Genomic DNA, 25,929 nt, shown 5'->3' on the forward strand with positions numbered 1-25,929 from the left:
GCCGAGCAGCGGCGTCAAGGCGGGAAAGAGTACCTTGACGCCGCTGCTCGGCGACCGACACACAATCAGGAATCGGGGGCGGGGGAGGTCGGCACCCAAGGCGACCTTCCTCGCGCCGTCAGGCGCCTCCCGCCCGCAGGGCACCGCCCGCAGGGCGGACTCCCCGGATGTCCTCGCCGGACGGGCAGGCTCCGGGATGACAGAAGAGCCCCTCGTGTCACCTTGGGTGGGTGGCTGGGTGGTCATCCCGTCGCCTTCCGGTTTGTGCATATCACCTTGAGCCAGGGCCGCAAGGTTGGCATGTCCGGCCTGCGGTGAGCACAGCGGTTGCGGCCCTGGCCCAAGGTGATCGTGCCGGTGTCAGGCGACGGGATGACCACCCAGCTCGGGTTCGGGGCGCGAAACGCGGCAGGGCCCCCGCGGACAACCGCGGGGGCCCTGCCGAGAAGCAATCGCTACGGCGCTTACTTCTTCTTCCGGGTCGTGGTGGTCTTCTTCGCGGCAGTGGTCTTCGCCGCGGTGGCCTTCGGGGCCGCCTTGGTGGCGGTGGTCTTCTTGGCCGCGGTGGACTTCGCCGCCGTGGTCTTCGAAGCCGTGGCCTTCGGGGCCGCCGTCTTGGTGGCGGCCGCGGCGCGGCTGCGCGTGCTGGTGCTGCGGGTCGCGGTGGGACGCGTGGTGGTCGCCTTCGCGGTGGTGGCCCGCGAGCTCGTCGAGCGCGACGCGGTGGTGCCGGTGCTGCGGGTCGAAGCGGCAGCGCTGCGGGTCGAAGTCGTCGTGCGCTTCGCCGCCGTGGCCTTCGGCAGCTTCTTGGCACCGCTGATGACGTCCTTGAAGGTCGTGCCGGCGCGGAAGGCCGGAACGTTGGTCTTCTTCACCTTGACCGTCTCACCGGTGCGCGGGTTGCGAGCGGTGCGGGCCGCGCGGGCACGCTTCTCGAACACACCGAAACCGGTGATGTTGACCTTCTCGCCCTTCTGCACGGTGCGAATGATGATGTCCACCAGGTTGTCGACCGCCTGGGAAGCAACCTTCTTGTCGCCCAGACGCTCGGAGAGCGCCTCGATCAGCTGGGCCTTGTTGGCCATTCCAGTCCTCCATGAAGAACTACGTGTCACACGGCCACATCGGCCGACTTCACGCACACGGTATTACCAACTCGCCCAAAATTCCAAACGGCGCGCGGAATTTTTCTGCAGGCGGGGCGTGGTTTCCGCCTCCTGAGCGACCCTCTCGGGCCCTTCCGCGCGCCGTTCGGCGTGGTGTGCCCGGCCTGGGACCGGGTGCGAATCCCTTGCTGAGCAGGGAATTCGTGTTATCCGGCCGCCACCGGGGTGGTCACCGGCTTCCAGCTGGGACGCTGCGACTCGAACCGGTCGATCTCGTCGGCGTGTCGCAGGGTGAGAGCGATGTCATCCAGCCCCTCCAGCAGCCGCCAGCGGGTGTAGTCGTCGATCGCGAAGGTCGTCTGGAAGTCCTTGGCCCGCACGGTCTTCGCCTCGAGGTCGACCGTGACCTCCGTGCCGGGGTCGTTCTCGAGGATCTTCCACAGCTGCTCGACGTCCGACTGCTCGCACTGGGCGGCCACCAGACCCTGCTTCCCGGAGTTGCCCCGGAAGATGTCGGCGAAGCGGGAGGAGATGACGACCCGGAAGCCGTAGTTCATCAATGCCCAGACAGCGTGTTCGCGCGAGGACCCGGTGCCGAAGTCCGGACCGGCGACGAGCACGCTGCCGGCCTTGAACGGCTCTTGGTTCAGGATGAACGACTCGTCGCTCCGCCAGGCGGCGAACAGGCCGTCCTCGAAACCGGTGCGGCTGACCCGCTTGAGGTAGACGGCCGGGATGATCTGGTCAGTGTCCACGTTGGACCTGCGCAGGGGCACTCCGATGCCGGTGTGCGTCTTGAACGGCTCCATGGTGGTGGGGGCTCCTTCAGTTCAGGTCTTCGGGGCTGGACAGCGTGCCGCGGACGGCCGTGGCGGCCGCGACGAGCGGCGAGACGAGGTGGGTGCGGCCACCCTTGCCCTGCCTGCCCTCGAAGTTGCGGTTGGAGGTGGACGCGCTGCGCTCGCCGGGGGCCAGCTGGTCCGGGTTCATGCCCAGGCACATCGAGCAGCCCGCCTGGCGCCACTCCGCGCCGGCGTCGAGGAAGACCTTGTCCAGTCCCTCAGCCTCGGCGGCCTGGCGCACCCGCATCGAGCCGGGCACGACGAGCATCCGGACGCCCTCGGCCACCTTGCGGCCCTGGAGCACGTCCGCGGCGGCCCGCAGGTCCTCGATCCGGCCGTTGGTGCACGAGCCGAGGAAGACGGTGTCGACCTTGATCTCCCGCAGCGGGGTGCCCGGCTTGAGGTCCATATAGGACAGGGCCTTCTCGGCGGCGAACCGCTCGGTCTCGTCCGCGATCTGCTCCGGGTCCGGCACCGACTCGCTCAGCGGCAGGCCCTGGCCGGGGTTGGTGCCCCAGGTCACGAACGGGGTCAGGGAGTCGGCGTCGAGGTGGACCTCGGCGTCGAACACCGCGCCCTCGTCGGTGCGCAGCGACTTCCAGTTCTCCACCGCGGCGTCCCAGTCGGCGCCCTGCGGGGCGTGCGGGCGGCCCTTCAGGTAGGCGAAGGTGGTCTCGTCCGGGGCGATCATCCCGGCGCGGGCACCGGCTTCGATCGACATGTTGCAGATCGTCATGCGGGCTTCCATCGACAGCGCCTCGATCGCGCTGCCCCGGTACTCCAGGACGTAGCCCTGGCCGCCGCCGGTGCCGATCTTGGCGATGACGGCGAGGATGACGTCCTTCGCCGTGACGCCCGGCCGGAGCCTGCCGTCGACGTTGATGGCCATCGTCTTGAACGGCCGCAGCGGCAGGGTCTGGGTGGCCAGCACGTGCTCGACCTCGGAGGTGCCGATGCCGAAGGCCATCGCGCCGAACGCGCCGTGGGTGGAGGTGTGACTGTCACCGCAGACGACCGTCATCCCGGGCTGGGTCAGGCCCAGCTGCGGGCCGATGACGTGCACGATGCCCTGCTCGGCGTCGCCCATCGGGTGCAGCCGGACGCCGAACTCCTTGCAGTTCTTCCGAAGCGTCTCGACCTGGGTGCGGGACACCGGGTCGGCGATGGGGAGTTCGATGTCGACTGTCGGGACGTTGTGGTCCTCGGTCGCGATGGTCAGGTCCGGGCGCCGCACCTTGCGGCCGGCCAGCCGGAGACCGTCGAACGCCTGCGGGCTGGTGACTTCGTGCACCAGGTGCAGGTCGATGTAGAGCAGGTCGGGCTCCGCTCCTTCACCGCGGCGCACGGTGTGCGCCTCCCACACCTTCTCGGCCAGTGTCCGCGGCCGCGTGGTGGTCATCTGTGCTCCTCCCACGAGGTTGATTGGGAGCAAAGGAACCTGAGGACCGTCGCGGGAACGTCAGCGACCTCGGGTTCGATTTTCCCAGATTCTGGACTTCCCAAATCCCGGGAAGCTAGTATCGCGTCGTGGGACAGCATAGCTCTTCTGACCAGCAGAGCGGTATCGGCGTTCTGGACAAGGCCGTGGCCGTGCTGCAGGCCGTCGCCGAAGATCCGTGCGGGCTCGCGGAACTGTGCACCCGGACCGGGCTGCCCCGCGCGACCGCGCACCGCCTCGCCGTCGGCCTCGAGGTGCACCGGCTCCTGCGGCGCGGTCCGGACGGCCGCTGGCGCCCGGGATCCGCGCTCGCCGAACTCGCGGGCGGCACCGCGGATCCGTTGCTGGACGCGGCGAGTTCGGTGCTGCCGAAGCTGCGGGACATCACCGGGGAGAGCGTCCAGTTGTACCGGCGCGACGGGGTGCAGCGCGTGTGCGTGGCGACCGCGGAACCGATGAGCGGGCTGCGCGACACGGTCCCGATCGGGACGCGGCTGTCGATGACGGCCGGCTCCGGCGCGAAGGTGCTTGCCGCGTGGTCCGATCCGCACACGCAGCGCACCATCTTGGCGGACGCGGTGTTCGGGGAACGGACGCTGCTGGAGGTGCGCCGCCGCGGGTGGGCGCAGAGCGTGGCCGAGCGGGAGCCGGGCGTGGCGAGTGTTTCCGCGCCGGTGCGGGATTCCGCGGGCAACGTGATCGCGGCCGTGTCGGTTTCCGGTCCGGTGGAACGGATAGGGCGCAAGCCGGGCGCGCGCTGGGCGGCGGATCTGCTCGCGGCGGCGGAGGCGTTGCAGGAGCGGCTGTAGTTCCCGGCCGGTCCGGCCGCTCGACGATCCGGCACCGGGTAGAACACACGTTCGATTTGAGGTAGCCTCGGGTCATGACCGCAGGGCTGCAGGGTTCGCTGTTCGGTCAGGCCGAGGAATGTTCGCTCGGGTCCCTGACCGAGACGCGGCGCACGGAACTTGGCGACGGCGCGTGGATCGATCTGCGGCCGGGGTGGTTGTCGGGCGCGGACGTGTTGTTCGAGCGCCTGGCGGCGGACGTGCCGTGGCACGCGGAGCGGCGGCGGATGTACGACCGGGTGGTCGACGTGCCGCGGCTGTTGTGCTTCTACGGCGAGGACGAGCGCCTGCCGGACCCGGTGCTGGACGACGCGCGGGCCGCGTTGAGCCGGCACTACGCGGACGAGCTCGGCGAGCCGTTCCGCACGGCGGGGCTGTGCTTCTACCGCGACGGCCGGGACAGCGTGGCGTGGCACGGCGACACGATCGGCCGGGGTTCGCGGGAGGACACCATGGTGGCGATCGTGTCGGTCGGCGCGCCGCGGAGCTTGCTGCTGCGGCCGCGCGGCGGCGGGGCGACCGTGCGGCAACTCCTGGGCCCCGGCGACCTCATCGTGATGGGCGGCTCGTGCCAGCGGACGTGGGAGCACGCCATCCCGAAGACGAGCCGCCCTATCGGGCCGAGGATCAGCATCCAGTTCCGGCCCCGCGGCGTGCGCTGACAACAGCAGCGCCAGAAAACGATCCGGAAGACACCCCGCGGGTGCGCACCAGTCCGGCAACGGCGGCAGCGCTCGACCCCGGTGGTGTCCGCTGGAGCGGAGTGCGCCAGCAGCGATCAGCATCCGACTCCGGCCCCGTGGCGTGCGCTGAAACAGCGGTCGGCAACACGAGCGGCCGTGCGGTTCGCACCAACGAACCGGAGAACGCACCAAAGGCGGCAGCGCTCAACCCCCGCGGCGTGCGCCGAAGACAGCAGCCCTCACCCCGGTGGTGTCCGCCGCAGCGGAGGAGCGCCGCAGGGGGCATCCTCGTCGGATGCCCGCGAGCGGCGTGTCAGAACCCCAGTGAGAGGCCCCCAGTAAGAACAGTCAGGAACGTGCCCAGCGGTCGCCGAGCGTGGCCCATTCGGCTTCCCACCTCGCGGCGCGCCTGCGGTCCAGCACGAAGCGCGTGATCCAGTACGCCACGGTCAGCACGAGCGCCGCCACGAGCCAGGCGAAGATCCCCGCCAGCACGCCGGTCGTGGCCGCGTCGGTCGAGCTGATCGGCGCGGGCGCCGGGTCACCGGCGTCGTTGATCCACACCGGCACCGTCGACCCGGCCGTCGCGCCGGGGTCGGCCGCCACGATGCCCGTCTTCGGCTCCCCGCCGTTGTAGGTCCACGTCGCGTGCACCCCGGCCGTGCTGCCGGTCGAGAACGCGCCCTCGGTCGCCGGCACCGGCGCCGGCGCGTCCTCGAGCAGCGTCGCGGTCACGAGGTGCCGTGAAGCGCGCTGCTCTTCGGAAACCGCCAGCTGACCCCCGTAAGTCCGGGACCCGGTGAACAACGCCAGCGGAACCGCGACGAGCAGCCCCAGCACCACCACCAACAGGAGCGCAGCCTCGACCCGGTCGGACGTTCTGGCCAACGGGTTGCGACCGATGTGCAGGCGCCGCCAGAAACGCCCGATTGGTCCGGTCACGGTCTAATCCCCCTTCCTCTGCCACCTCGGCAAGCACAATCGCAATACCCACTGTGCCTCGCCCGTACCCGAATTGGCACTGAAACGAGACCAAGACCGCTGTGAGCCGCCCCTCACAACGGCTCAAGATCGGGATCTCTCCATGCTGGCACCGGTGAACGGTTCACGACATCGACCGAAAGGGCTTTCCCGCCGGGCCAGGGGCCACGCTCCGTGACCGCCTCCACCTGGCGATCCGCTGCCGGCGCCGATCGCGTGGGAAATTTTCGCGCCGGACCGGCCTGGTCACGGCCGCGGACCGCTGTTATCGTCCCTTGATGTAACGCGTTGATTCGCGATCGTCGATTAGGGCGTCCGCGTTACACATTTCCGGGACAATTTCCGTCACATGTCTTTTCGTTTCTCCCTGTGACCGGAATCGGGGAAGATCACGCGAGACCCTCGGCCAGAAGAGTGATGACGCGCGCGCCGAGGGCGGTCGGGGTCACCGCGCGTTCCGAGCAACACCATGGAGTCACTTTGCGTAAGCCCTTGGGCCGCCTCGCGGCGGCCGTGATCAGCGGTGCGCTGATCACCCTCACCACGGCCCCGGCCGCGCTCGCCGAGGAGAGCACGACCCCGGAGGTCACCACCACGACGTCGGCCGCGCCGGAGAGCACGGAGACGTCCGCGCCGAGCTCGTCCGCCGAGACGACGAGCGCGACGTCCTCGGCCACCAGCACGACCAGCCGGCCGAGCCTCACCAGCACCCCGGGCACCACGACGACGCCCGTCACGACGACCACCGGGTCGAGCGAGCCGTCGTCGACCTCCAGCAGCGCCCCGGAGGAGCCGCCGTACGAGGACGACACCGCCTACGGCATCGACCTCGGCGACGGCACCGGCGTGCTGATCATCGCCTGCGCCGCGGGCCAGCCGACCGGCGTGTGGTCGCCGGACTTCGACATCCTCGACGGCCCGTACCAGGAGGAGCAGGACGGCCGGTACTGGGACTACCTGGTGCAGCTGCACGAGGGCAAGTCCTTCGACGACGGCACCGTCACCGCCGACTGGACCTGCGCGGGCGCCCCGCAGGGCGGCGGCGCGTCCGGCGGCGGCGTGGCTCCGGTCCCGGGCTCGGGCGAGGCCGGCGAGTGGCAGCAGAGCAACGGCGGCGACGCCCAGGTCTCGTTCGCGCCCAAGGCGGGCGTGGAGACCGGGGCCGGCGGCACCGCCCGGTTCTGACCGCCATGCGCAACCCGTTCACCGGCCGGGGCGGTCGCGCTCTCGCGGCCGCCCCGGCGGTTCTGCTCGCCCTCGTCCTGACCGGCTGCGGCTCCGAGCCGCAGCCCACGCAGGCGGCGGCGCCCACCACGTCGGTCCCGGTGACCAAGCCCTACGACAAGCTGCGCCCGACGCAGGTGCGGATCCCGAAGATCGGCGCCGAGTCCTCGCTCATCTCGGTCGCGGTGAACAAGGACGGCGAGATCGCGGTGCCGTCGGTCGACAAGCCGATGCAGGCCGCCTGGTACCGCCTGTCCCCCGTGCCCGGCGACGTCGGCCCGGCGATCATCCTGGGTCACGTCGACGGCAACCACCAGCCAGGCATCTTCTACAAGCTGAAGGACGTCCGGCCGGGCGACGAGATCTTCGTCGACCGCAGCGACGGGCGGCAGCTGCGGTTCGTGGTCGACCACACCACGCAGGTGCCCAAGGACCAGTTCCCGCAGGACGCGGTCTACGGCAACACCGACGAGCCGCAGCTGCGGCTCATCACGTGCGGCGGCGTGTTCGACCACGCCGAGCACAGCTACACCGACAACATCGTCGTCTACGCGAACCTGGCGTGACCCCCGGTGGCGCCGCGCCCGCGGCGCCACCGGCTCACCAGACGTCCCCGTCGCGCCAGTCGCACGTCAGCTCCCCGTCCGGGTCGAGCGACGAGCCGAGCACGAACACCCCGCCCGCTTCCTCGGGCGTCGGCGTGATCCCGGACGGCGTGAGCGCGGACAGCGGCCCCCGCCAGCACGTCCAGCCGCGGGAGCGGTAGAACGGGATCGCCTCATCCGACGCGCTGAGCGCACCCACCTCGTAGGCCTCGCGCACCACACGCTCCAGCGGCTCCATCACCAGCCCGCCGTAGCCACGCCTGCGCCGGTCCGCGCGAACTCCCACGGCCTCCACGTACCCGGTGCGCCAGGCCCGCCCGTCGTGGACCATCCTGCGCTGCACCACGGAGGCGTGGGCCACCAGTTCCGGGCCCTCCCACAGCAGGGCGTGCACGCCGCCGAGGGCGTGCTCCCAGTCGTGTTCGGTCAGGTCGCCTTCGAACACGTCGTACAAGAGCTCACGGGCCGCGCCGAGGGCCGGTGCGCCGAGATCGGCCGTGTGGGACACCTGGAGGGTGGGAGTGATCTCGGCCATGCCCGGAGATTAGGCCGGGCCGGCCGGTGCTGTCATCCGGTTTGTCCACGGTGGACGGGCGGCTCTCCTCCGCTTGGATGAGCCCGGTGTGACGACGACGTGAGGTTTTCCGGCACCGCCCGGTCTGAGCAGTGACATCTGGCGAACCCAAGGAGGGGATCGATGTCACGAATCGGCAGACGCCTGGCGCGGCTGGGCAGCCTGCTCGCCGTGGGCGGGCTGGCGGCACTGGCCGCGATGGTCTCGGCACCGAGCGCCGGTGCGCAAGCGGCCGCCTCGTGCGGTTACGGCACCGGGGGACCCAGCGCTTCCACACTGTGCTGGATCAACATGGCGAACTACAACGACACGCAGGCCCGGTCGAGTGCCGGGCAGAACATGACGATGAAGCTGCCCGGCGGCTACACGATGACCTTCAACGTCATCAACCGTCCGCAGGGCTCGAACGCGTTCCGGCCGCTGAGGTCCGCCGCGGTACCCACGTGGGGCCCGGCCTACCTCGGCAACCGGGCCTATCGCGGCATCCCGGGGCGGCCGGCGCTGGCGGCCAACGGTGGCGGGGCACCGGGTGTCTGGGTGGACGTCGTGACCCTGCGCAACATCGTGGTCCGTGACTCGGCGGGCGCGCAGGTGACCGGTTACGCGCTCGTCGGTGCGGACGCCGAGGCGACCGCGGCGAACGAGGGCATCACGTGGCGGTCGAACCAGCGCATCGACCTCCTCGCCAGGCTCACGCCGGGCGCGGGTGCGGGCGGCTGCCAGAACAGCGTGACCGGGCTGGGCACCACGACCGTCAGCTGCGCGGGCGCCAACAGCACCAACGGCACGTGGGGCACGGTGCTGGTCAAGTCGGTGGGGGCCACCTCGTTCTCCCAGACGCTGCAAAGCACCGGGGGCGGTGAAGCGGTGGCGTTCGCGGTGATGACCTCGAAACTGACGCTCACCAAGTCCGTGCCTTCGCGGGTGCGGCCGGGCGATTCCTTCGACCTGCGGGTGACCTCGCCGGAGGGGACCTTGTCGGGCTCGGCCACAACCGGTACCGCCGCGACGGCGACGACCGGCACGCTCACCGTGCTGCCACGCGCCAACGGCGGCCGCTACACCCTGAGCGAGGCCGCGAGCCCGGGCAGTTCGCTGGCGAGTTACTCGCAGGCGTGGACGTGCCGCAACGCGACCACGGGCAGCACGACCGTGCTGCCATCGGGGGCGGGAACCAGCAAGGCGGTGGCCCCGCAACCCGGTGACGACATCACGTGCACCATCACCAACACCCCGCTCCCGGCCGACCTGGCGATCGCGAAGGCCGCGACACCGCAGGTGAACGCGGGCGAGACGGTGACGTACCTGCTCGTCGTCACGAACAACGGCCGCGGCGACTCGTCCGGCTACACGGTCACCGACCAGATCCCGGCCGGGCTGACGAACGTGTCGTCGAGCACGCCGGGCTGCGCGATCTCCGGTTCGACCCTGACCTGCACCGGCGGGCTGCTGCCCGCGGGGCAGAGCAGTCAGATCACGGTGACCGCGACCGCGGACGGCACGGTGGAGCTGATGCGCAACACCGCGACCGTGCGGGGCATCCAGCCGGACCCGGTACCCGCGAACAACACCTCCAACGCCGCGGTGACGGTCGTGACCGTGCCGGTGGTGGCGGCGGGTGTCGCCGGGGTGCTGGGCCTGTTCGGCGGCGGCTGGGCACTGCGCCGGCGCCTGCGGCGCCCGGTGTCGTGATCTGAACGATCCCGAATGGACGATCACTGGGCGGGCGCCGGGGCCAGGTGCCCGCCCAGTTTTCACCGGCCCCTGTGCCCGGCGGTGTGACTCAAGAGCAACTGTGTCCCAGACGTCACCGACACAGTAGTGAGGAGAATCGAAGCCATACCCCACAACAAAGCAAGGAGCGCCGACTCGATGAGTCGGCGCTCCTTGACTGTACGTACCCCCGATGGGATTCGAACCCACGCTACCGGCGTGAGAGGCCGGCGTCCTAGGCCGCTAGACGACGGGGGCTAGGTACTCGCTCTTTCCCGTGTTGCGAGAGGAACCTTACCAGAGGCGGTTTTTCCTCTTGCAGCTGGGGTACCAGGACTCGAACCTAGACTAACAGAGCCAGAATCTGTCGTGCTGCCAATTACACCATACCCCAACGGTTTGCCACTCCGATTCGCGACTCGGAGCAGCTCCGCTGGGAAGAAATATAGCCTAGCCCCGTCAGCGGTGCGTAACCGGGGGGTGGGGTTCAGCGCTGAGCGGGCACGCCGATCCGCGCGAACTCGCTGACCAGCAGCTGCGGGAGCTCGTCCAGCCCGCCGATGACGTGCACACCCTCCGGCACCTCCGCGTCACCGCCGGTCCGGTCGAGCCACACCCCCTCCAGGCCGGCGTCCCGGGCGCCGACGGCGTCGGTGTGCAGCTTGTCGCCCACGTGGGCGGCCTCACTCGGGTCGCAGTCGAGGACCGCGCACACGGCGTGGAACATCACCGGGTCGGGCTTGGCCGCCCCGACCTCACCGGCGATCGCCACGTGGTCGAAGAAGCGGGTGAGCCCCAGATCGGCGAGCTTGGCCCGCTGGTGGGCGCCGGAGGCGTTCGTCACGGCGGCGATGAGGACGTCCGCCGCGCGCAGCCACTCCAGGCACGGCAGGACGTCGTCGAAGAGGCGCCACGAGCTGCGCAGCACCTCCTTGCGGCGGCGCTCGAACCGGGCCACGTCCTCCGCTTCCAGCACGACGCCGATCTCGGCGAGGAAGCACTGGGTGCGCCGGTGGTGCATGGACGCGTAGTCGATCTCACCGGCGACGACGCGGGCGACGTGCCAGTCGGTGATTCGCTCCCACAGCGGCCACAGGTCGGCCCGGCCGATCAGCAGCGACAACGCGCGTTTGCCCGCGGAGGTGAAGTCGATCAACGTGTCGTCGATGTCCAGGCACACCAGCCGCAGGCTGGACGGTCTCCACGGATCCGCCGGATCCCCCAGACCGGGCTCGGGGACACGGACGCGGGTAGGTGTGCCGGGACGCGCAAAATCCACCCAGCGAGGCTAGGCGAGAACTACGCTGAGCGGTTCGGCCGACAAGGTGATTCAGTGCGTCGTTTCGACCGCGACTGCTTCTACTCTGCGTTGCCGGGCAGAGCGTTACGCAGACGTCCGAGTGAAACTTCGCGGCCGAGCAGCTCCATCGATTCGTACAGCGGCGGCGACACCGTGCGACCGGTGATGGCGACGCGAACCGGGGCGAAAGCCTTGCGCGGCTTGAGGCCGAGGCCCTCGACCAGGGCGTCCTTGAGCGCCTGCTCGATCGCCGCGGTCTCCCACGACGGCAGCGCCTCCAGCGCCTCGATCGACGCGCGCAGCACGGGTTCGGCGTCCGGCTTGAGGTTCTTGGCGGCCGCGTCCTCCTCGGGCGCGAATTCCTCCTCGGGCACGAACAGGAACCGCACGAGCGGCGCCGCGTCACCGAGCACGGTCACCCGCTCCTGGACGAGTGGCGCGATGGTGCGCCACTTGGCCAGCTGCTCTTCGGACGGCTCGGCGGGCAGCAGCCCGGCCGCCTGGAGGTAGGGCACGACCCGCTGCACGAAGTCCTCGGCGTCGAGGGCGCGGACGTGCACGCCGTTGATCGCCTCGGCCTTCTTGACGTCGAAGCGGGCCGGGTTGGCGCTCACCTTGGAGATCTCGAACGCCTGGACCAGCTCGTCGACGGTGAAGGTGTCCCGGTCGTCGGCGATGGACCAGCCGAGCAGGGCCAGGTAGTTCAGCAGGCCCTCGCGGATGAACCCGCGGTCGCGGTAGTTGAACAGGTTGGACTGCGGGTCCCGTTTGGACAGTTTGCGGTTGCCCTCGCCCATCACGTACGGCAGGTGGCCGAACCGCGGCGTGAACTCCGCGACGCCGATCCGCTCCAGCGCCCGGTAGAGCGCGATCTGGCGCGGCGTCGACGGGAGCAGGTCCTCACCGCGCAGGACGTGCGTGATCCGCATCAGCGCGTCGTCGACCGGGTTGGTCAGCGTGTAGAGCGGGTCGCCGTTGGCGCGCACCAGGACCGGGTCCGGGATCGAGCCCGCGGGGAAGCTGATGTCCCCGCGCACCAGGTCGTTCCAGGCGAGGTCCTCGTCCGGCATGCGCAGCCGCAGCACCGGGGCGCGGCCTTCGGCGCGGTAGGCCGCGCGCTGCTCCTCGGTGAGGTCGCGGTCGAAGTTGTCGTAGCCGAGCTGCGGGTCCTGCCCCTTGGCCTTGCGGCGCTCGGCGACCTCCTCGTTGGTGGAGAACGCCTCGTACAGCTCGCCTGCCTCCAGCAGGCGGCGCGCGATGTCGGCGTAGATGTCGCGCCGCTCGCTCTGCCGGTACGGGCCGTACTCGCCGCCGGCGTCGGGGCCCTCGTCCCAGTCGAGACCGAGCCAGCGCAGCGCCTCCAGCAGTTGCTGGTAGGACTCCTCGCTGTCCCGGGCGGCGTCGGTGTCCTCGATGCGGAACACCAGGCTGCCGCCGTGGTGCCGGGCGAAGGCCCAGTTGAACAACGCCGTGCGGATGAGACCCACGTGCGGGGTTCCGGTGGGCGACGGGCAGAAGCGGGCGCGGACTGTCTCAGTCATAACCCGTTCAGCCTATCCCGCTTGACCAGGCGTTCGGAGAGCGCCATGCTGGTCTTATTCAACAACAGATGAATTAAGGGAGTGGTGGCGATGGCTGAGCGCACGACCTGCGTCGTCGTCGGTGGCGGACCGGCCGGGATGGTCCTCGGACTGCTGCTCGCGCGGGCCGGGGTGGAGGTGACCGTGCTGGAGAAGCACGCGGACTTCCTGCGGGACTTCCGGGGCGACACGGTGCATCCGTCGACGCTGCAGCTGCTGGACGAGCTGGGCCTCGGCGATCGGTTCGCGAAGCTGCCGCAGAGCAGGCTGGACACGGTGTCGGTGCCGGGACCGCCCGCGCTCGCGATCGCCGACTTCCGCAAGCTCAAAATCGCGCACCCGTACGTGGCGATGGTCCCGCAGTGGGATCTGCTGGACCTGCTGGCCGACGCGGGTCGTGCCGAGCCGTCGTTCCACCTGCGGATGAACACCGAGGTGACGTCGCTGGTCCGGGAGGCCGGCCAGGTGGCGGGCGTGCGGTACCGGACGGCGGACGGGACGACGGGTGAGATCCGGGCGGATCTGACGGTGGGCTGCGACGGGCGGTGGTCGGTGGTGCGGCGTGAGGCTGGGCTGCGGCCGCGGGAGTTCCCGGTGCCGATCGACACGTGGTGGTTCCGGCTGCCCCGGGAGGGGAACGAACGGGCGCACCTGGTGCCGGAAATGCGCGATGGACACTTCGGGGTGGTCATCCCGCGGGAGGAGTACTTCCAGATCGCGTACCTCGCTGCGAAGGGCTTGGACGGCCGGTTGCGCGCGGAGGGGGTGGAGGCGTTCCGCGACCGGATCCGGGCGGTGGTGCCCCAGCTGGCCGACCGGGTGGACGCGATCGCGTCGATGGACGACGTGAAGCACCTGGACGTGCGGCTCAACCTGCTACCGCGCTGGCACCGCGAGGGAGTGCTGTGCATCGGGGACGCGGCTCACGCGATGTCGCCGATCGGGGGCGTGGGGATCAACCTGGCGGTGCAGGACGCCGTCGCGACGGCCAGGTTGCTGGCCGCCCCGTTGCGGCGCGGAGTGGCGGCGAGGGACCTGGCACGAATCCGGCGGCGCAGGCTGCTGCCGACGCTGGTGGTGCAGGCCATCCAGCGGTTGATGCACCGGGTGGTGATCCGGCCCGTGATCGAGGGACGGCGAAACGGACCGCCGAAACCACTGGTGACGCTGATGAACGCGGTGTCGGCCGCACGCCGAATCCCGGCATACGTGATCGGGGTCGGCCTACTACCCGAACACGCACCAAAATGGGCACAGCGAAACAACAACACAAACAAATAAAAAAAACGCAAGCCGGCAACGAAAGGCAAGCGACTACCCCAACCAGACCTCCCCCGCCCCCGATCCACAGCCGATCTTTAGTCGCCGATCAGCGGGGTCAAGGTACTCTTTCCCGCCTTGACGCCGCTGCTCGGCGACTGAAACACAATCAGGCATCGGGGGCGGGGGTGGTCGGAAGGTGACCTTCCGGCGCCGTGAGGCGCAATCCGCCCGCAGGGCGGACTCCCCGCCGCGCGAAGGCGCGGCTCTAAAGATCAAAAGAGTCCTCGCCGGACGGGCAGGCTCCGGGATGACCAGGGGTTGGGTGCCTCGTCCCACCTTCTCGAGGTGGTCGCTGGGTGGTCATCCCGTCGCCTTCCGGTTTGTGCATATCACCTTGAGCCAGGGCCGCAAGGTTGGCATGGTCGGCCGCCGGTGAGCGCGCAGGTTGCGGCCCTGACTCAAGGTGATCGCGCCGGTGTCAGGCGACGGGATGACCACCCAGCTCGGGTTTTGGCTCGGGGCTAGGCGTTCTGCACGGGGTTGGTCAGGGTGCCGATGCCCTCGATCGTGATGGACACCGTCTGGCCGTCGGTGATCTGGCCGACCCCGGCGGGCGTGCCGGTGAGGATGACGTCGCCGGGCAGGAGCGTCATCACGCCGGACACGAACTCCACCAGCTCGGGGATCTTGTGGATCAGCAGCGACGTCCGCGAGTCCTGCTTGAGCTCGCCGTCGACCTCGGTGCGGATCGCCAGGTCGGAGGCGTCCACGGCGGTCTCGATCCACGGTCCGAGCGGGCAGAACGTGTCGAAGCCCTTCGCGCGGCCCCACTGGCCGTCGGCCTTCTGGAGGTCCCTCGCGCTGACGTCGTTGGCGATCGTGTAACCGAGGATCGCCGCCGGGGCCTGCGCGGCCTTCACGTTGCGGATCGGCTGGCCGATGACCACCGCGAGCTCGCCTTCGAAGTCCACCCGCTGCGACGCGGCCGGCAGTTTGATGGCGGCGTTCGGGCCGATCACGCTGGTCGACGGCTTGAGGAACATCATCGGCGACTCCGGCACCTCGTTGCCGAACTCGGCCGCGTGCTCCGCGTAGTTCCGGCCGATCGCGATCACCTTCGACGGGAGGATCGGCGCGAGCAGCCGCACGTCGGCGAGCGAGAACCGCTTGCCCGTGTAATTCGGCTGTCCGAACGGGTGGTCGGCGATTTCCAGGAGCTCGTCGCCGTCGACGGAAGCGAAGGCGACCCCACCGGCATGAGCAACTCGAGCTAGACGCACCCACCCACCCTAACCAGCCGCCCTCCCCCGGGCACACGGGTGGTCATTGACACGGGCTACCCCACAGGCGTCTCATTAAACGGCACTTTCATTTCAATGACCGAAACGTGGAGGCTCGGTGATCACCAACGCCTGGTACGTCGCCGGGTTCTCGCCCGACTTCGTGCGCGGCCGCCTGCACGCACCCGTCGTCGCGGGGCTGCCCCTCGTGCTGTGGCGGGCCCTCGACGGTGAGGTCGTCGCCTACGACGGGCGGTGCCGGCACAAGCGGTTCCCGCTGCTCCGCTCCGGCGGCGAGCTGCGGTGTGCCAACCACGGAGTCTGCTACGACCAGCCGGGCCCGTGCTCCCCCGGATCCGCACCGTCCACCGTGCTCCCCCGTCGTCCGGTGACCGAAAAGGACGGACTCGTCTGGGTGTGGCCGGGCGCGCCCCACCGCGCCGAACGCGTCGCCGTGCCGGACACCCCCGAGATCCCGGGCTGGGTGACGGTCCGGTCAGAGCCGGTGGAGGTCGCGGCGAGCAGCCGCCTGCTGGTGGAGAACCTGCTCGACGTCCGGCGCTCGTACCCGCTGCACGTGCGGAGGCTGTCCGGCGGCACCCGGATCGCGGTGCGCCTGGAACGCCGCACGATCGGCGGCGTCGAGACCGTGAAGACGGTGCGCCGCGCCCGGGACCAGCAGCTGCCCGACGTGATGCGGGAGTGGTTCGGCTACGACGTCGTCGACCGCGAGCACACCCACCACGTGCTCAACCCCGGCCTGACGCGGATCGAGCTGCGCGTCGGGCCGGGCGGGCTGGGCGGCGAACGGGAGAAGGGGTACGTCCTGCACCACCTGCACACGCCGATCGCGCCGGGGCGGCTGCGGTGGTGGTGGACCGTGAGCTGCCGGTCGCGCAAGCTGGCCGACCGGGTCGCCGACGGGATCGCCGCGATGATCCCCGAGTACCGGTGGGCGATCGAGGCGCAGCAGTCGATGCTCGCCCACCCCGAGCGGGGCCACGAGGACGTGCCCGTGAAGACCGACGGCGCGGTCGTCCTGCTGCGCCGGGTCTTCGAGCACCTGGAACGGCTCGAAGACGAACCCGACCACGCCGAGCTCGCCCGGCTGCGCACCGGAGTGACGCGATGCTGAGGCGCCACGACGAAACCCCGCGCTGGGGCTACTGCGAAGGCTGCCGCCGCTGGATCTTCACCGGCTCCTGGCGGAGATCCCGGTGCCCGCTCTGCCGCACCGCGGTGAGCGTGCTGGAACAGGCCGCGGACGACGCGTTCTACGTCGAGCTGGAGATCCCCGTCCCGGCAGGCGCCGACGAACCGGCGTTCTGACCGGCGCACGCGTGGCACGGGCAGTGCGGGCAACCCACGTCGTGCGGCCGCCGAGGCGCGCTGGTGATGACGTCGCAGATCAGGCAGCACAGCTCGCCGTCGAGCGAGACGACCTCCTCGTACGGCACGGGCGCCATCCGGTCCTCGGCGTCGATCGCCCGGTGCGGCGAGCCGACGGCCAGGATGACGTGGTCGGTGATCGCGCCGACGGCGTGCGGCACCTCGCCTTTGATGAGGTACACCTGGCCGGCGCGGGTCTCGTGGATCCGGCCCGCGTAGGTGATCGTGCCGATCCCGGCGGTCACCACCAGCACGTGGTGGCCGGGGTGCGTGTGCGGCACGAACCCGGCGCCCGCGGGCAGGCGCAGCAGGTCCGCGCCGACGACCCCGTTGGAGACCAGGGCATCCCCGCTCGCGGCGGGCGCGCCGTGCAGCGCCGTGGAGCGCGAGCCGTGGTACACCTCCAGTTCGGTGTGTCCCCTGTGGACCCGGCCGCGGGCCCACGTGACGAGTTCGAGTTCGGCCACGGCCGTCCCCTTCCTACTTGGTCGCCCAGACGACCCCGCCGAGGTCGTGGTGCCCGGCGTGCAGTGCGGCGTACCCCGGTTCGCGGAACCCGGCCTCGCGCAGCAAGTGCAGCCACTCCCAGCGGCTGCGGAGTCCACCGCGGTCCCACCAGCCGTCGACGGCGGCGAAGAGCAGGTCCAGCGCCCACGGCGTCGCCCCGGCGGTCGGGCTCGTGCCCTCGGCCAGGACGAGCCGTCCGCCGTCGGTGAGCATGTCGCGCAGGCGGCGCAGCGACATCTCCTTGTCGGCGGCGCGGTGCACGGTGTTCGTGGCCACGATGGTGTCGAACATCTCCGGGCCCGGCCCACTGTCCAGATCGTCCGGTCCCGCGTCCAGAACCCGGCCACGCGTGCGCCCCGACGCGATCACCACCTCCGCCGCGTACTCGGCGTACACGGACATCGGCCAGTCGCCCGGCACGCGGCGCCACTCCTCGAACGGCGCGCCCTCCGCGAGATCCGGCCAGGCCGCGACGAGGGCGTCGAGCGCGTCGTGCGCGGCGGTGCGGGTGCCCGGAAGCGCCTGCCGCGGCGGGGAATGCGCCGCGGTCAGCGCCAGGGCCTCGCGGTACACGTGGCGTGCCCGCGCGCACTCCGGGCGCACCGGCGAGGCCAGGATCGCCCGCGCCGCACGGCAGGCGTGGTCGAGCAGTTCCTCGTACCGCAACGCGCTCTCCCGGCGCACGGTGAGCCCGCGCGCCATCGCCTCGCGCAACGGCTGCCCGTTCTCCGCGGCCAGGAACCCGGAGGACGAGAACACCGCAGGCCGCACCCGCGCGGTCCGGCACACCTCCCGCAACCCGGCCACCGCGCCGACGAGCGCGACTTCGTGTCCCAGCGCGGGTTCCGGCACCGCCACCGCGGCGAATTCCCCGGACAGCCCGGCCTCCCGCCACTCCCCCTCGACGTCGGCCGGGTGCAGCCGCTGCCCGCCGCGCTCGATCAGTTCCGCGGAACGCCCGTGCAGCACCAGGAAACCGTCACGCAGCTCGCCGCGGTCCCCGGTGCGCAGCCAGCCGTCCGGCGTCACCGGGTTGGCCTCCGGGGCGCCCCAGTACCCGCGCATCAGCTCCGGCGCACGGAGCCACACCTCCCCGTCCTCCAGGCGCAGCTCCGTGCCCGGCAACGGCACCCCGACCGGACCCTGGTGCCGCACGTACTGTTCGCGGAACCCGGCGGCGTCGAGCAGCGGCATGGTGGTGCTGAGGTTGACCGCCTCGGTGAGCCCGTAGGCCTGCCGCAACCGCGGCCCGTACCGGGCGGCGAAGTCCGCGGCCAGTTCCCGCGACAGCGGCGCGCCGGAGGTGATCACGTACTCCAGGCAGTCCGGCCAGTGCACACCGGCGCGGACCACCTCGCGCAGCTGCGCCGGCACGAGCGACGCGGTCTGCGCGCCCTTCGCCTCGACCGCCGCGAAGAACGTGACGGGGTCGAACTTCTCGGTCAGCACGAGGGGCGCGTCGGTGAGCCGGGTGCCGACCAGCGACATGACCAGCGCGGTGACGTGGTGCAGCGGCAGCGCGGTCGCGTGCGGGCGGACCGGCGAGAAGCCGTGCAGGGCCGCGGTCCGCGCCGCGTTGCCGGCCACCTCGTCGCGGCCGAGCATGACGCACCGGCCGGCGCCCGGGGTGTGCACGAGGAACGCCAAGCCGGCCGCGTCCGGATGATAGGGCTCGCCGTCGAGCAAGCTCACTCGCGACGCGCGGGGCGGCCCGTCCACGAGCGCGGAGGCCCCGACCGCCGCGGCGACCCTGGCCACCTCGGTGTCCGGCACGCGGGCGCGCAGCGGAACCGCCACCAGCCTGCGGTCGGCGCAGGCCAGCAGCAGCTCGGCGAACGCGTCGCCGGTGGGGCAGCGCAGCACGACCCGGGCGTTGTCCGGGAGGCCGTCGAGGATTGCCCGCCATGGCTCCACCGCACCCACCCTGGCCGCTCAGGGACGGCAGTTGCAGGGAGGCGAGTCCCGCCGCCGGGGCCCTGGGAAGCGGTGGAGCCGCTTGCGGTGGGCCGTCAACCGGCACCGCCGCGGGTTCGAACGCGCAGAGCCGCGCGCAGCGTGTCCGTTGAGGGTGGCGGTGGGCTGGCGGGTGGGAGGTCATGAGGAGGCGATCCCACAGCCAGGGGCCGCCTTGAACGAGACCGTCACGCGAAGCCTGACCGTTGAGGGCGGTGGCGGGCTGGCGGGAGGGGCCGCCACCCGCACCGGCCCGCAAGCATCCCGAAACAGAGTCCTAGCCGCGCATGCTCTTGTGCACCAGGGCGTCGCACAGGGCGAGCCAGCTCGCCTCGACGATGCTGCCGTGCACGCCGACCGTGGTCCACTCCTGGTCGCCGTCGCTGGACTTCAGCAGCACCCGCGTCACCGCGTCGGTGCCCGGGTGGCTCGGCAGGATCCGCACCTTGTAGTCCGACAGCTCGACACTGTCCAACCAGGACAGCGCCGGGGACAGCGCCTTCCGCAGCGCCGCGTCCAGCGCGTGCACCGGGCCGTTGCCCTCCGCGGTCGCGATCACCCGCTCCCCCGCGACGTGCACCTTCACCGTCGCCTCGGAGATCACCTCCCCGGCACCGCGGTGGTCCAGCACCACGCGGTAGGACTCCAGCGTGAACGGCGGCTCGGCCGGGCCGTCGACCTCCTTGCGCAGCAGCAGTTCCAGCGACGCGTCGGCGGCCTCGAACGACCAGCCCTCGGCCTCCAGCTCCTTCACCTTCGCCACCACGCTGGTGACCGCCTCAGGCCGGCCGGCAAGGTCCACCCCGAGCTCACGTCCCTTGAGCTCCAGGCTGGCCCTGCCGGCCATCTCGGTGACCAGGACCCGCATGTCGTTGCCGACGGAAGATGGATCGATGTGGTTGTACAGCAACGGATCCACCTTGATCGCGCTCGCGTGCAGCCCCGCCTTGTGGGCGAAGGCCGACGACCCGACGTAGGCCTGGTGGGTGTCGGGTGCGATGTTCGCGATTTCGGCAAGGGCATGGGAGACGCGGGTCAGCTCGGCGGCGCCCCCGGTGGGGAGCACGTCCATGCCGAGCTTGGCCACGAGGTTTCCCGTCACGGCGAACAGGTCGGCGTTGCCGGCCCGCTCCCCGTACCCGTTCGCGGTGCACTGCACGTGCGTCGCGCCGGCCTGCACCGCCGCGATGCTGTTGGCGACGGCGCAGGAAGTGTCGTCCTGGCAGTGGATGCCGAGCCGGAAACCGGTGCGCGCGGCGACTTCCCGCACGGTTTCGGCGATCCCGAGCGGCAGCTGGCCGCCGTTGGTGTCGCACAGCACGACGACGTCGGCGCCCGCGGTGAACCCGGCTTCCAGCACGCGCAGCGCAGTGTCCGGGTCGAAGGCGTAGCCGTCGAAGAAGTGCTCGGCGTCGAGGAACACCCGGCGGCCCTCGCCGACCAGGAACGACACGGTGTCGGCGACCATCGCGCAGGCCTCGTCGACGTCGACGCGCAGCGCGCGCTCGATGTGGCGGCGGTCGGACTTCGCGACCAGCGTCACCACCGGCGCCCGCGAGTCCAGCAGCGCCCGCACCTGGGCGTCCTCCGCCGCCCTCGTACCCGCCTTGCGCGTCGATCCGAACGCGACGAGCGCCGCGTGCTTGAGGATCAGCTCCCCGTCCGCGGCGCGGGCGAAGAACTCGGTGTCCTTCGGCAGCGCGCCCGGCCAGCCACCCTCGATGAAGCCCACACCCAGCTCGTCCAGCAGGCGCGCGACAGCGAGCTTGTCCGCCACCGAGTAGGAGATGCCCTCGCGCTGGGCGCCGTCCCGCAAAGTCGTGTCGTACAGGTGGAAGTCGTCACCGAGCGGCAGTCCGGCTGGCTCCGTGCGGGTCACGGTCGTCTCCTTGCGTGGTGGAAGGCTTCTCGGGCAACAAAAAAACCTCCCGCGGATGCGAGAGGTCTGCGCGCCAGGTGTCCGATGCGGACACTACCCGGCGCGCCTGCCGATAATGATCACGGCGAAAGAGGAAGCCATGCCCGCATCATGCCACACCGGTGCGCGAAAGGGCAAAAATGCGGCGGAGGCCACCCCCGGTGCGGGGATGGCCTCCACGGCGCGGGAAACGATCAGGCGACCGGTCGCGTGTTCGACGAGACCAGGGCCGCCAGGCGGTCGCCGATCGCCTGGGTGGTGCCCGGGTTGGCCTGGTCGCGGGTCGCCAGGTCGAAGGCGACGGACGCCTCGATGCGGCGCGCCGCCTCGCGCTGGCCGAGGTGGTCCAGCAGCAGCGACACCGAAAGCACCGCGGCGGTCGGGTCGGCGATGCCCTGCCCGGCGATGTCCGGCGCGCTGCCGTGCACCGGCTCGAACATGCTCGGGTTGCGGCGCGTGATGTCCAGGTTGCCGCTGGCCGCGAGGCCGATGCCACCGGTCACGGCGGCCGCCAGGTCGGTGATGATGTCGCCGAACAGGTTGTCGGTGACGATCACGTCGAAGCGGCCGGGGTCGGTGACCATGTGGATCGTCGCGGCGTCGACGTGCGAGTAGGAGACCGTGACCTCCGGGTGCTCGAGCGACACCTCCTCGACGATCCGCGACCACAGCGAACCGGCGTGCAGCAGCACGTTGGTCTTGTGCACCAGCGTGAGGTGCTTGCGCGGCCGCTCCTCGGCCCGCTTGAACGCGTCGGACACCACGCGGCGGATGCCGAACGCGGTGTTGACGCTGACCTCCGTGGCGATCTCGTGCTCGGTGTCCTTGCGCAGCAGGCCGCCGTTGCCGGCGTACGGGCCCTCGGTGCCCTCGCGCACGACCACCATGTCGATCTCGGCGTTGCTGTCGGCCAGCGGGCCGCGCACGCCCGGGTACAGCTTGGCCGGGCGCAGGTTCACGTGGTGGTCCAGCTCGAACCGCAGGCGGAGCAGCAGGCCCCGCTCCAGGATCCCGCTGGGCACGGTCGGGTCGCCGACCGCGCCCAGCAGGATGGCGTCGTGCTGCCGGAGCTCGCCGAGGACCGACTCGGGGAGCAGCTCGCCGGTGGCGTGCCAGCGGGCCGCGCCGAGGTCGTAGTTCGTGTACTCCACTGTGGGAGCGACCTCGCCGAGTACCTTCAGGGCCTCGGTGATCACTTCGGGTCCGATCCCATCACCTGGGATCACCGCCAGCCGCATCAGACACCTCCGTCGATCAGGGCCACGGGGCTCGTTCGCACCCGTTTGCCCACATACTCCAGCGACGGCAGGTTACCGGCTGTCGCCAACGAGCCGAAGCGGCACCACCCTTATGACGGAATCTCCCGAGAAGTGAGACACCCGGATGGTGGAGCGGCCCCGGTCGTCAGGGCCTGCTACCCCCGTTCACCCGGATCACGCTCACCCGGTTGCCGTTGCCGTTGTGGTGCTTCAGCGCGAGCAGCCCGAGGACCGTGTCGGCCGACGCCGGGTTGCGCGTGACGTCGAGCGCCGTGCCGGGCTTGGCCGAGTACATCAGCGCGGAGCCGTTGGCCCCGGCGACCGAGTAGGCCGGCGCGAGCGCGTCGAACGTCATCGGCGTGCCGATGGCGTCGATGAGCCCGTTCTCGCTGCTGGGCGCCACGTAGTACCCGGTGGTGCCGACGGTGTAGCTGATCTTGTGGGAGGCCGCGGCCGGGTCGATGCCCAGCGCCGTGATGCTGACCGGCAGCAGCACGACGTTGGTGTCGAACACGTTGGTGTCCACGTCACCGAGCTGGCCGTTGACCGCCTGGACGTCCACGGTGGGGAAGCCCTCGGCGTTCAGGTCCACGGTGTTGACCAGCCAGACGTCGGTGCCGCTCGCCTTCGTGACGTAGGACTCGAAGTCGGGCACGCCGTCGCCGGTGGTGTCGATGTCGACGAACGGGATCGTGTTGCTGCCCAGGTTCGCCCAGTTGCCCCAGGTCGAGATCCCGAAGGCGAGCAGCGCCTGGTCGGCGTGGCCGGCCTGCCGCGCCTGCGCGATGGTGGACGCCGCGCCGACGTACTGCAGGTCACCGGCCTTGGCCGTCTCGTTGATGGTGCAGCCGTCGGTCAGCCTGCCGCGGCACTCGGGCAGCCGCGGGGACTCGCCCTGCAGCTCCAGCACGCTGATCAGCGACTCGTAGCGCTGGCTCCCGGTGCCCTGGTCGACGCCGCGGCCGGTGAGCGTGAAGCGCGCGGTGTCGGCCGTGAAGTTCAGCGACTTCGGGGTGTCGATCGACGACACCGGCTTCGGCGCCGCGTAGACCGGCACGCGCAGCGCCGGGCTGTTGCCGCCGGGCGGCGGGGTGAGCACGACCCGGCCGGAGGCGTCGGCGACGAACTGGCGGGCCATCCCGGCCTGCTCGGTCGCGACCGTCGGGTCGATGACCTTGCGCAGCGCCGTGGGATCGGTGATCCGCAGCGTGACGCGGACCGACGCGGTGCCGCGCGGCGGCACCGTCACCGAGCGGTCCGACAGCTGGTACTGCACGCCGGGCAGGTTGGTGATGCCCTCGTAGGCCACGGCGTAGCGCGCCCAGCTGTCGCCCTTGTTGACCACCTGGATGGTCTTGGTGAGCGTGGTCGGCCGGTCCACCTCGACGGTGCCGAAGGTGACGCTGACCGCGCCCCGGTCGTCCCGCGAGTAGGCCAGCACCTGGTCGTTCAGCGCGGCCTGCGTGTCCAGCCGCCCGGCGCCGACGCGCTGCGGCGCGTAGGTCTTGCCGTCGGCGACGATGTCGTGCCCGGCGGTGTTCATCACCAGGGCCTTGATCTCCTCGACGGACCAGTCGGGGTGCGCCTGGCGCAGCAGCGCGGTGACACCGGCGGTCAGCGGCGTCGCCATCGACGTGCCGGACAGGACGGTGCGGTTGTTGCCGCTGCCGCGCAGGGCCGACGAGATCGTGTCACCGGGCGCGGACACGTCCGGCTTGACGGCCGGGCCGCGCACGCCGCGCGAGGTGAACGAGCTCGGGGTGTCCACGATCGCCGGGTCGTAGGTCTGCAGGCTCGCCCGGCCTGCCCCGTACAGGCGGACGGTCAGCGTGCCCGCGTCCAGCGCCGGGCGGATCTGGCTGGTCGCCGACGCCGTGAACTGGAACATCGGGATGGCCGAGTTGCCCGCGATGCCAGCGGCGAAGTGCTCCAGGCTCGACGACAGCAGCACACCGGCGGCGCCGGCGGCCTGCGCGTTGTTGGCCCGCGCGGCCGAACCGCAGGCGCGGGTGGCGTCGTTGTCGTCCCACTCCAGCCACGCGTACTTGCCCGCGACCGCGGCCTTGTCGGCGTCGGAGTAGGGCGCGCAGCCGTCGGCGTTCGCCGAGGACAGCTTCGCCACCGCCGCGGTGCGGTCGAGGGTGTCGTAGCCGGTGTAGTTCTGGCTGTACTGGCCGCCCTTCGGGCCGGCGACACCGGCCGGGGCGGTCACGTCCGCCGCGTCACGCAGCACGGAGACGTCCCGGCTGGACGCCACGGTCAGCGCCTCGGGCGTGTTGCCCGGCGAGCCGCCGACGTCGTAGAGGTCGCCGCCGTTGCCCTCGGCGATGACGGACAGGACGTTGTTCGCGGCCAGCTTGCGCACGAACAGCGAGTCCGGGTCGTCGGGCGCGCCGAAGTCGCTGCCCAGCGACAGGTTGACGATGTCGAGGCGGTCGTCGAAGTCACCGTCGCCGTTGGGGTCCAGCGCCCAGTCCAGCGCCTGCGACGTGACGTCTGTGGAGCCCTCGCAGCCGAACACCTTGATCGCGTACAGGGAGGCCTTGGGCGCCATGCCCGGGCCGATCTTCATGGCGTTCAGCGACTCGGTGGTCAGCTTCGAGTAGTCGCCGGTGAAGGTGCTGCCGTCGGCGTTGACGCCGTAGCCGCCGACCGTGCCGGCGACGTGCGTGCCGTGCTCGCCGCAGGCGATCGGGTTGGGGTCCGGCTTGGGGGTGTCGGCGCCCTCGGTGCCGGCGTCGTACTCGTCGCCGACCAGGTCGGTGCCGCCGACCACCTTGGCGTTGGGGAACAGCGGCGTCGGCGCGTCCCGGTCGACCGAGTCGTAGGCCGCCTTCGTGCCGGGGCCGCCGAAGTCGGCGTGGGTGTAGTCGATGCCGTCGTCGATGACCCCGACCTTGATGCCGTCGCCGAGGCGGCCGGTCTGCTGCCACGCGTTGAGCGTGTTGGTCAGCTGAGCGGCGCTCGAGTTGCTGCGCGTCTTCGGCACGACGGTGCGGATCGACGCGACGTCCGGGCGGGCGGCCAGCTCGCGGATCTTCGCGGCGTCGGCGGTCACCACGACACCGGACACGGCGTTCGCGGTCGAGTAGAGCACCTCGGTGCCCGCGTCGAGCGAACGCAGCTGGCCCAGCACGGAGTTCACCACCCCGGCGACGCCGGCGCGCGCGTTGTTCGCCGCCTGCCTGGCGCGGTCCTTGCCCGCGCCGCGCTCGGCGTTGAACGCGTCCACCGCGGGCTGCTGGGTCAGCTCGATGAAGGCGGTCGTCCGGCCCTTGGCCGAGGCCAGCCGTGGGGACAGCTTGCCCTGCAGGCCGTCCGCGGACACCTTGGCCACGGGCTTGCCCGCCGCCAGCGGCTCGTCCTGGGCCGCCGCGCTGCCCGACGCGAAACCGGTCGCGGCGAGCGCGGCGGCGAAGACGGCGGCGAGCGACCGCCGGGTCGTGTTTCTCATGCTTGTTCGCAC

21 protein-coding genes and 2 tRNA genes are annotated in these 25,929 nt (G+C 71.0%); 8 read left to right on the plus strand and 15 right to left on the minus strand.

Translation table 11 applies throughout. From position 1 onward, the window contains the following. Window positions 1-464 precede the first annotated feature (464 nt). From ABZ193_RS31945 to leuC, 3 genes are all read right to left on the minus strand, one after another. Window positions 465-1,085, minus strand: coding sequence for an HU family DNA-binding protein (locus tag ABZ193_RS31945; protein ID WP_020421980.1), 621 nt, complete (start codon window positions 1,083-1,085; stop codon window positions 465-467). 227 nt (window positions 1,086-1,312) lie between these two features. Then, window positions 1,313-1,915 (minus strand): 3-isopropylmalate dehydratase small subunit, encoded by a 603-nt coding sequence (gene leuD / locus ABZ193_RS31950; protein ID WP_354712534.1) that lies wholly within the window; start codon window positions 1,913-1,915, stop codon window positions 1,313-1,315. Window positions 1,916-1,931: 16 nt separating this feature from the next. Further along, window positions 1,932-3,347, minus strand: a complete 1,416-nt coding sequence (leuC, locus tag ABZ193_RS31955; RefSeq protein WP_020421979.1) for a 3-isopropylmalate dehydratase large subunit — start codon at window positions 3,345-3,347, stop codon at window positions 1,932-1,934. 128 nt (window positions 3,348-3,475) lie between these two features. Here leuC and ABZ193_RS31960 point away from each other — a divergent pair, with 128 nt between their 5' ends. Together ABZ193_RS31960 and ABZ193_RS31965 are read left to right on the plus strand one after the other, a co-directional pair. Further along, entirely contained in the window at window positions 3,476-4,195 is a 720-nt protein-coding gene (locus ABZ193_RS31960) for an IclR family transcriptional regulator (RefSeq protein WP_027931891.1), read from the plus strand. A 74-nt stretch (window positions 4,196-4,269) separates the two neighbouring features. Then, on the plus strand, window positions 4,270-4,896 hold the full coding sequence (locus tag ABZ193_RS31965) for an alpha-ketoglutarate-dependent dioxygenase AlkB (RefSeq protein ID WP_237336392.1): 627 nt from the start codon (window positions 4,270-4,272) through the stop codon (window positions 4,894-4,896). Window positions 4,897-5,265: 369 nt separating this feature from the next. Here ABZ193_RS31965 and ABZ193_RS31970 read toward each other — a convergent pair whose 3' ends face one another. Beyond that, window positions 5,266-5,859 carry a hypothetical protein gene (locus ABZ193_RS31970; protein ID WP_237336393.1) on the minus strand — a complete coding sequence of 198 codons (594 nt, stop codon included), beginning with the start codon at window positions 5,857-5,859 and terminating at the stop codon, window positions 5,266-5,268. 519 nt (window positions 5,860-6,378) lie between these two features. Between ABZ193_RS31970 and ABZ193_RS31975 the strand changes: the two genes are divergently transcribed. Both ABZ193_RS31975 and ABZ193_RS31980 read left to right on the plus strand, forming a co-directional pair. Beyond that, on the plus strand, window positions 6,379-7,083 hold the full coding sequence (locus tag ABZ193_RS31975) for a hypothetical protein (RefSeq protein ID WP_237336394.1): 705 nt from the start codon (window positions 6,379-6,381) through the stop codon (window positions 7,081-7,083). A gap of 5 nt (window positions 7,084-7,088) precedes the next feature. Next, window positions 7,089-7,688: a class F sortase gene (locus ABZ193_RS31980; protein ID WP_354712535.1), complete on the plus strand. Its 600-nt coding sequence runs from the start codon at window positions 7,089-7,091 to the stop codon at window positions 7,686-7,688. Between the two features lie 34 nt (window positions 7,689-7,722). Here the strand turns inward: ABZ193_RS31980 and ABZ193_RS31985 are convergent, their stop codons facing one another. Then, the gene (locus ABZ193_RS31985) at window positions 7,723-8,262 is read right to left on the minus strand and encodes a GNAT family N-acetyltransferase (RefSeq protein WP_354712536.1); all 540 of its coding nucleotides are present in this window, start codon (window positions 8,260-8,262) and stop codon (window positions 7,723-7,725) included. Between the two features lie 162 nt (window positions 8,263-8,424). Here ABZ193_RS31985 and ABZ193_RS31990 point away from each other — a divergent pair, with 162 nt between their 5' ends. After that, window positions 8,425-9,993 carry a DUF11 domain-containing protein gene (locus ABZ193_RS31990; RefSeq protein ID WP_354712537.1) on the plus strand — a complete coding sequence of 523 codons (1,569 nt, stop codon included), beginning with the start codon at window positions 8,425-8,427 and terminating at the stop codon, window positions 9,991-9,993. Between the two features lie 206 nt (window positions 9,994-10,199). Here ABZ193_RS31990 and ABZ193_RS31995 read toward each other — a convergent pair. The 4 genes from ABZ193_RS31995 to gltX form a co-directional block, all read right to left on the minus strand. Continuing rightward, window positions 10,200-10,272 (minus strand) — tRNA-Glu (locus tag ABZ193_RS31995). Window positions 10,273-10,336: 64 nt separating this feature from the next. Beyond that, window positions 10,337-10,408: transfer RNA gene (locus ABZ193_RS32000), tRNA-Gln, on the minus strand. Window positions 10,409-10,501: 93 nt separating this feature from the next. Beyond that, the gene (locus ABZ193_RS32005) at window positions 10,502-11,194 is read right to left on the minus strand and encodes an HAD family hydrolase (RefSeq protein WP_123683540.1); all 693 of its coding nucleotides are present in this window, start codon (window positions 11,192-11,194) and stop codon (window positions 10,502-10,504) included. Window positions 11,195-11,373: 179 nt separating this feature from the next. Further along, window positions 11,374-12,855 carry a glutamate--tRNA ligase gene (gltX, locus tag ABZ193_RS32010; RefSeq protein WP_237336397.1) on the minus strand — a complete coding sequence of 494 codons (1,482 nt, stop codon included), beginning with the start codon at window positions 12,853-12,855 and terminating at the stop codon, window positions 11,374-11,376. Window positions 12,856-12,945: 90 nt separating this feature from the next. Between gltX and ABZ193_RS32015 the strand changes: the two genes are divergently transcribed. Further along, window positions 12,946-14,175 carry an FAD-dependent oxidoreductase gene (locus ABZ193_RS32015; RefSeq protein WP_354712538.1) on the plus strand — a complete coding sequence of 410 codons (1,230 nt, stop codon included), beginning with the start codon at window positions 12,946-12,948 and terminating at the stop codon, window positions 14,173-14,175. A gap of 503 nt (window positions 14,176-14,678) precedes the next feature. Here the strand turns inward: ABZ193_RS32015 and ABZ193_RS32020 are convergent. After that, the gene (locus tag ABZ193_RS32020; RefSeq protein WP_237338418.1) at window positions 14,679-15,437 is read right to left on the minus strand and encodes a fumarylacetoacetate hydrolase family protein; all 759 of its coding nucleotides are present in this window, start codon (window positions 15,435-15,437) and stop codon (window positions 14,679-14,681) included. A gap of 118 nt (window positions 15,438-15,555) precedes the next feature. On the opposite strand from ABZ193_RS32020, the gene ABZ193_RS32025 reads away from it, so the two are divergent. Continuing rightward, the gene (locus ABZ193_RS32025) at window positions 15,556-16,572 is read left to right on the plus strand and encodes a Rieske 2Fe-2S domain-containing protein (protein ID WP_354712539.1); all 1,017 of its coding nucleotides are present in this window, start codon (window positions 15,556-15,558) and stop codon (window positions 16,570-16,572) included. Beyond that, window positions 16,566-16,766 carry a hypothetical protein gene (locus tag ABZ193_RS32030; protein WP_237338420.1) on the plus strand — a complete coding sequence of 67 codons (201 nt, stop codon included), beginning with the start codon at window positions 16,566-16,568 and terminating at the stop codon, window positions 16,764-16,766. Before ABZ193_RS32025 ends, ABZ193_RS32030 begins: the two co-directional genes overlap by 7 nt. Here the strand turns inward: ABZ193_RS32030 and ABZ193_RS32035 are convergent. The 5 genes from ABZ193_RS32035 to ABZ193_RS32055 all read right to left on the minus strand — a co-directional run bounded on the left by ABZ193_RS32035 (window position 16,712) and on the right by ABZ193_RS32055 (window position 25,917). After that, entirely contained in the window at window positions 16,712-17,293 is a 582-nt protein-coding gene (locus ABZ193_RS32035; RefSeq protein ID WP_237338421.1) for a cupin domain-containing protein, read from the minus strand. The genes ABZ193_RS32030 and ABZ193_RS32035 overlap by 55 nt on opposite strands. A gap of 13 nt (window positions 17,294-17,306) precedes the next feature. After that, window positions 17,307-19,247: an AMP-binding protein gene (locus ABZ193_RS32040; RefSeq protein WP_354712540.1), complete on the minus strand. Its 1,941-nt coding sequence runs from the start codon at window positions 19,245-19,247 to the stop codon at window positions 17,307-17,309. A gap of 316 nt (window positions 19,248-19,563) precedes the next feature. Next, window positions 19,564-21,165: a citramalate synthase gene (gene cimA, locus ABZ193_RS32045; protein WP_354712541.1), complete on the minus strand. Its 1,602-nt coding sequence runs from the start codon at window positions 21,163-21,165 to the stop codon at window positions 19,564-19,566. Window positions 21,166-21,398: 233 nt separating this feature from the next. Then, window positions 21,399-22,442, minus strand: coding sequence for a 3-isopropylmalate dehydrogenase (locus ABZ193_RS32050; RefSeq protein ID WP_020421964.1), 1,044 nt, complete (start codon window positions 22,440-22,442; stop codon window positions 21,399-21,401). A 166-nt stretch (window positions 22,443-22,608) separates the two neighbouring features. Next, complete coding sequence (locus ABZ193_RS32055; RefSeq protein WP_354712542.1) at window positions 22,609-25,917, minus strand: S8 family serine peptidase; 3,309 nt, start codon at window positions 25,915-25,917, stop codon at window positions 22,609-22,611. Window positions 25,918-25,929 lie beyond the last annotated feature (12 nt).

Source organism: Amycolatopsis sp. NPDC006125 (genome assembly GCF_040614195.1).
Classification (GTDB): Bacteria; Actinomycetota; Actinomycetes; order Mycobacteriales; family Pseudonocardiaceae; genus Amycolatopsis_E; species Amycolatopsis_E tucumanensis.

Bases quoted from the DNA above. Each gene is read 5' to 3' on its own strand.
- ABZ193_RS31945 (WP_020421980.1), bottom strand. From the start codon at position 1,085: ATGGCCAACAAGGCCCAGCTGATCGAGGCGCTCTCCGAGCGTCTGGGC.
- leuD (WP_354712534.1), bottom strand. From the start codon at position 1,915: ATGGAGCCGTTCAAGACGCACACCGGCATCGGAGTGCCCCTGCGCAGG.
- leuC (WP_020421979.1), bottom strand. From the start codon at position 3,347: ATGACCACCACGCGGCCGCGGACACTGGCCGAGAAGGTGTGGGAGGCG.
- ABZ193_RS31965 (WP_237336392.1), top strand. From the start codon at position 4,270: ATGACCGCAGGGCTGCAGGGTTCGCTGTTCGGTCAGGCCGAGGAATGT.
- ABZ193_RS31980 (WP_354712535.1), top strand. From the start codon at position 7,089: ATGCGCAACCCGTTCACCGGCCGGGGCGGTCGCGCTCTCGCGGCCGCC.
- ABZ193_RS31985 (WP_354712536.1), bottom strand. From the start codon at position 8,262: ATGGCCGAGATCACTCCCACCCTCCAGGTGTCCCACACGGCCGATCTC.
- ABZ193_RS31990 (WP_354712537.1), top strand. From the start codon at position 8,425: ATGTCACGAATCGGCAGACGCCTGGCGCGGCTGGGCAGCCTGCTCGCC.
- gltX (WP_237336397.1), bottom strand. From the start codon at position 12,855: ATGACTGAGACAGTCCGCGCCCGCTTCTGCCCGTCGCCCACCGGAACC.
- ABZ193_RS32015 (WP_354712538.1), top strand. From the start codon at position 12,946: ATGGCTGAGCGCACGACCTGCGTCGTCGTCGGTGGCGGACCGGCCGGG.
- ABZ193_RS32030 (WP_237338420.1), top strand. From the start codon at position 16,566: ATGCTGAGGCGCCACGACGAAACCCCGCGCTGGGGCTACTGCGAAGGC.
- ABZ193_RS32050 (WP_020421964.1), bottom strand. From the start codon at position 22,442: ATGCGGCTGGCGGTGATCCCAGGTGATGGGATCGGACCCGAAGTGATC.
- ABZ193_RS32055 (WP_354712542.1), bottom strand. From the start codon at position 25,917: ATGAGAAACACGACCCGGCGGTCGCTCGCCGCCGTCTTCGCCGCCGCG.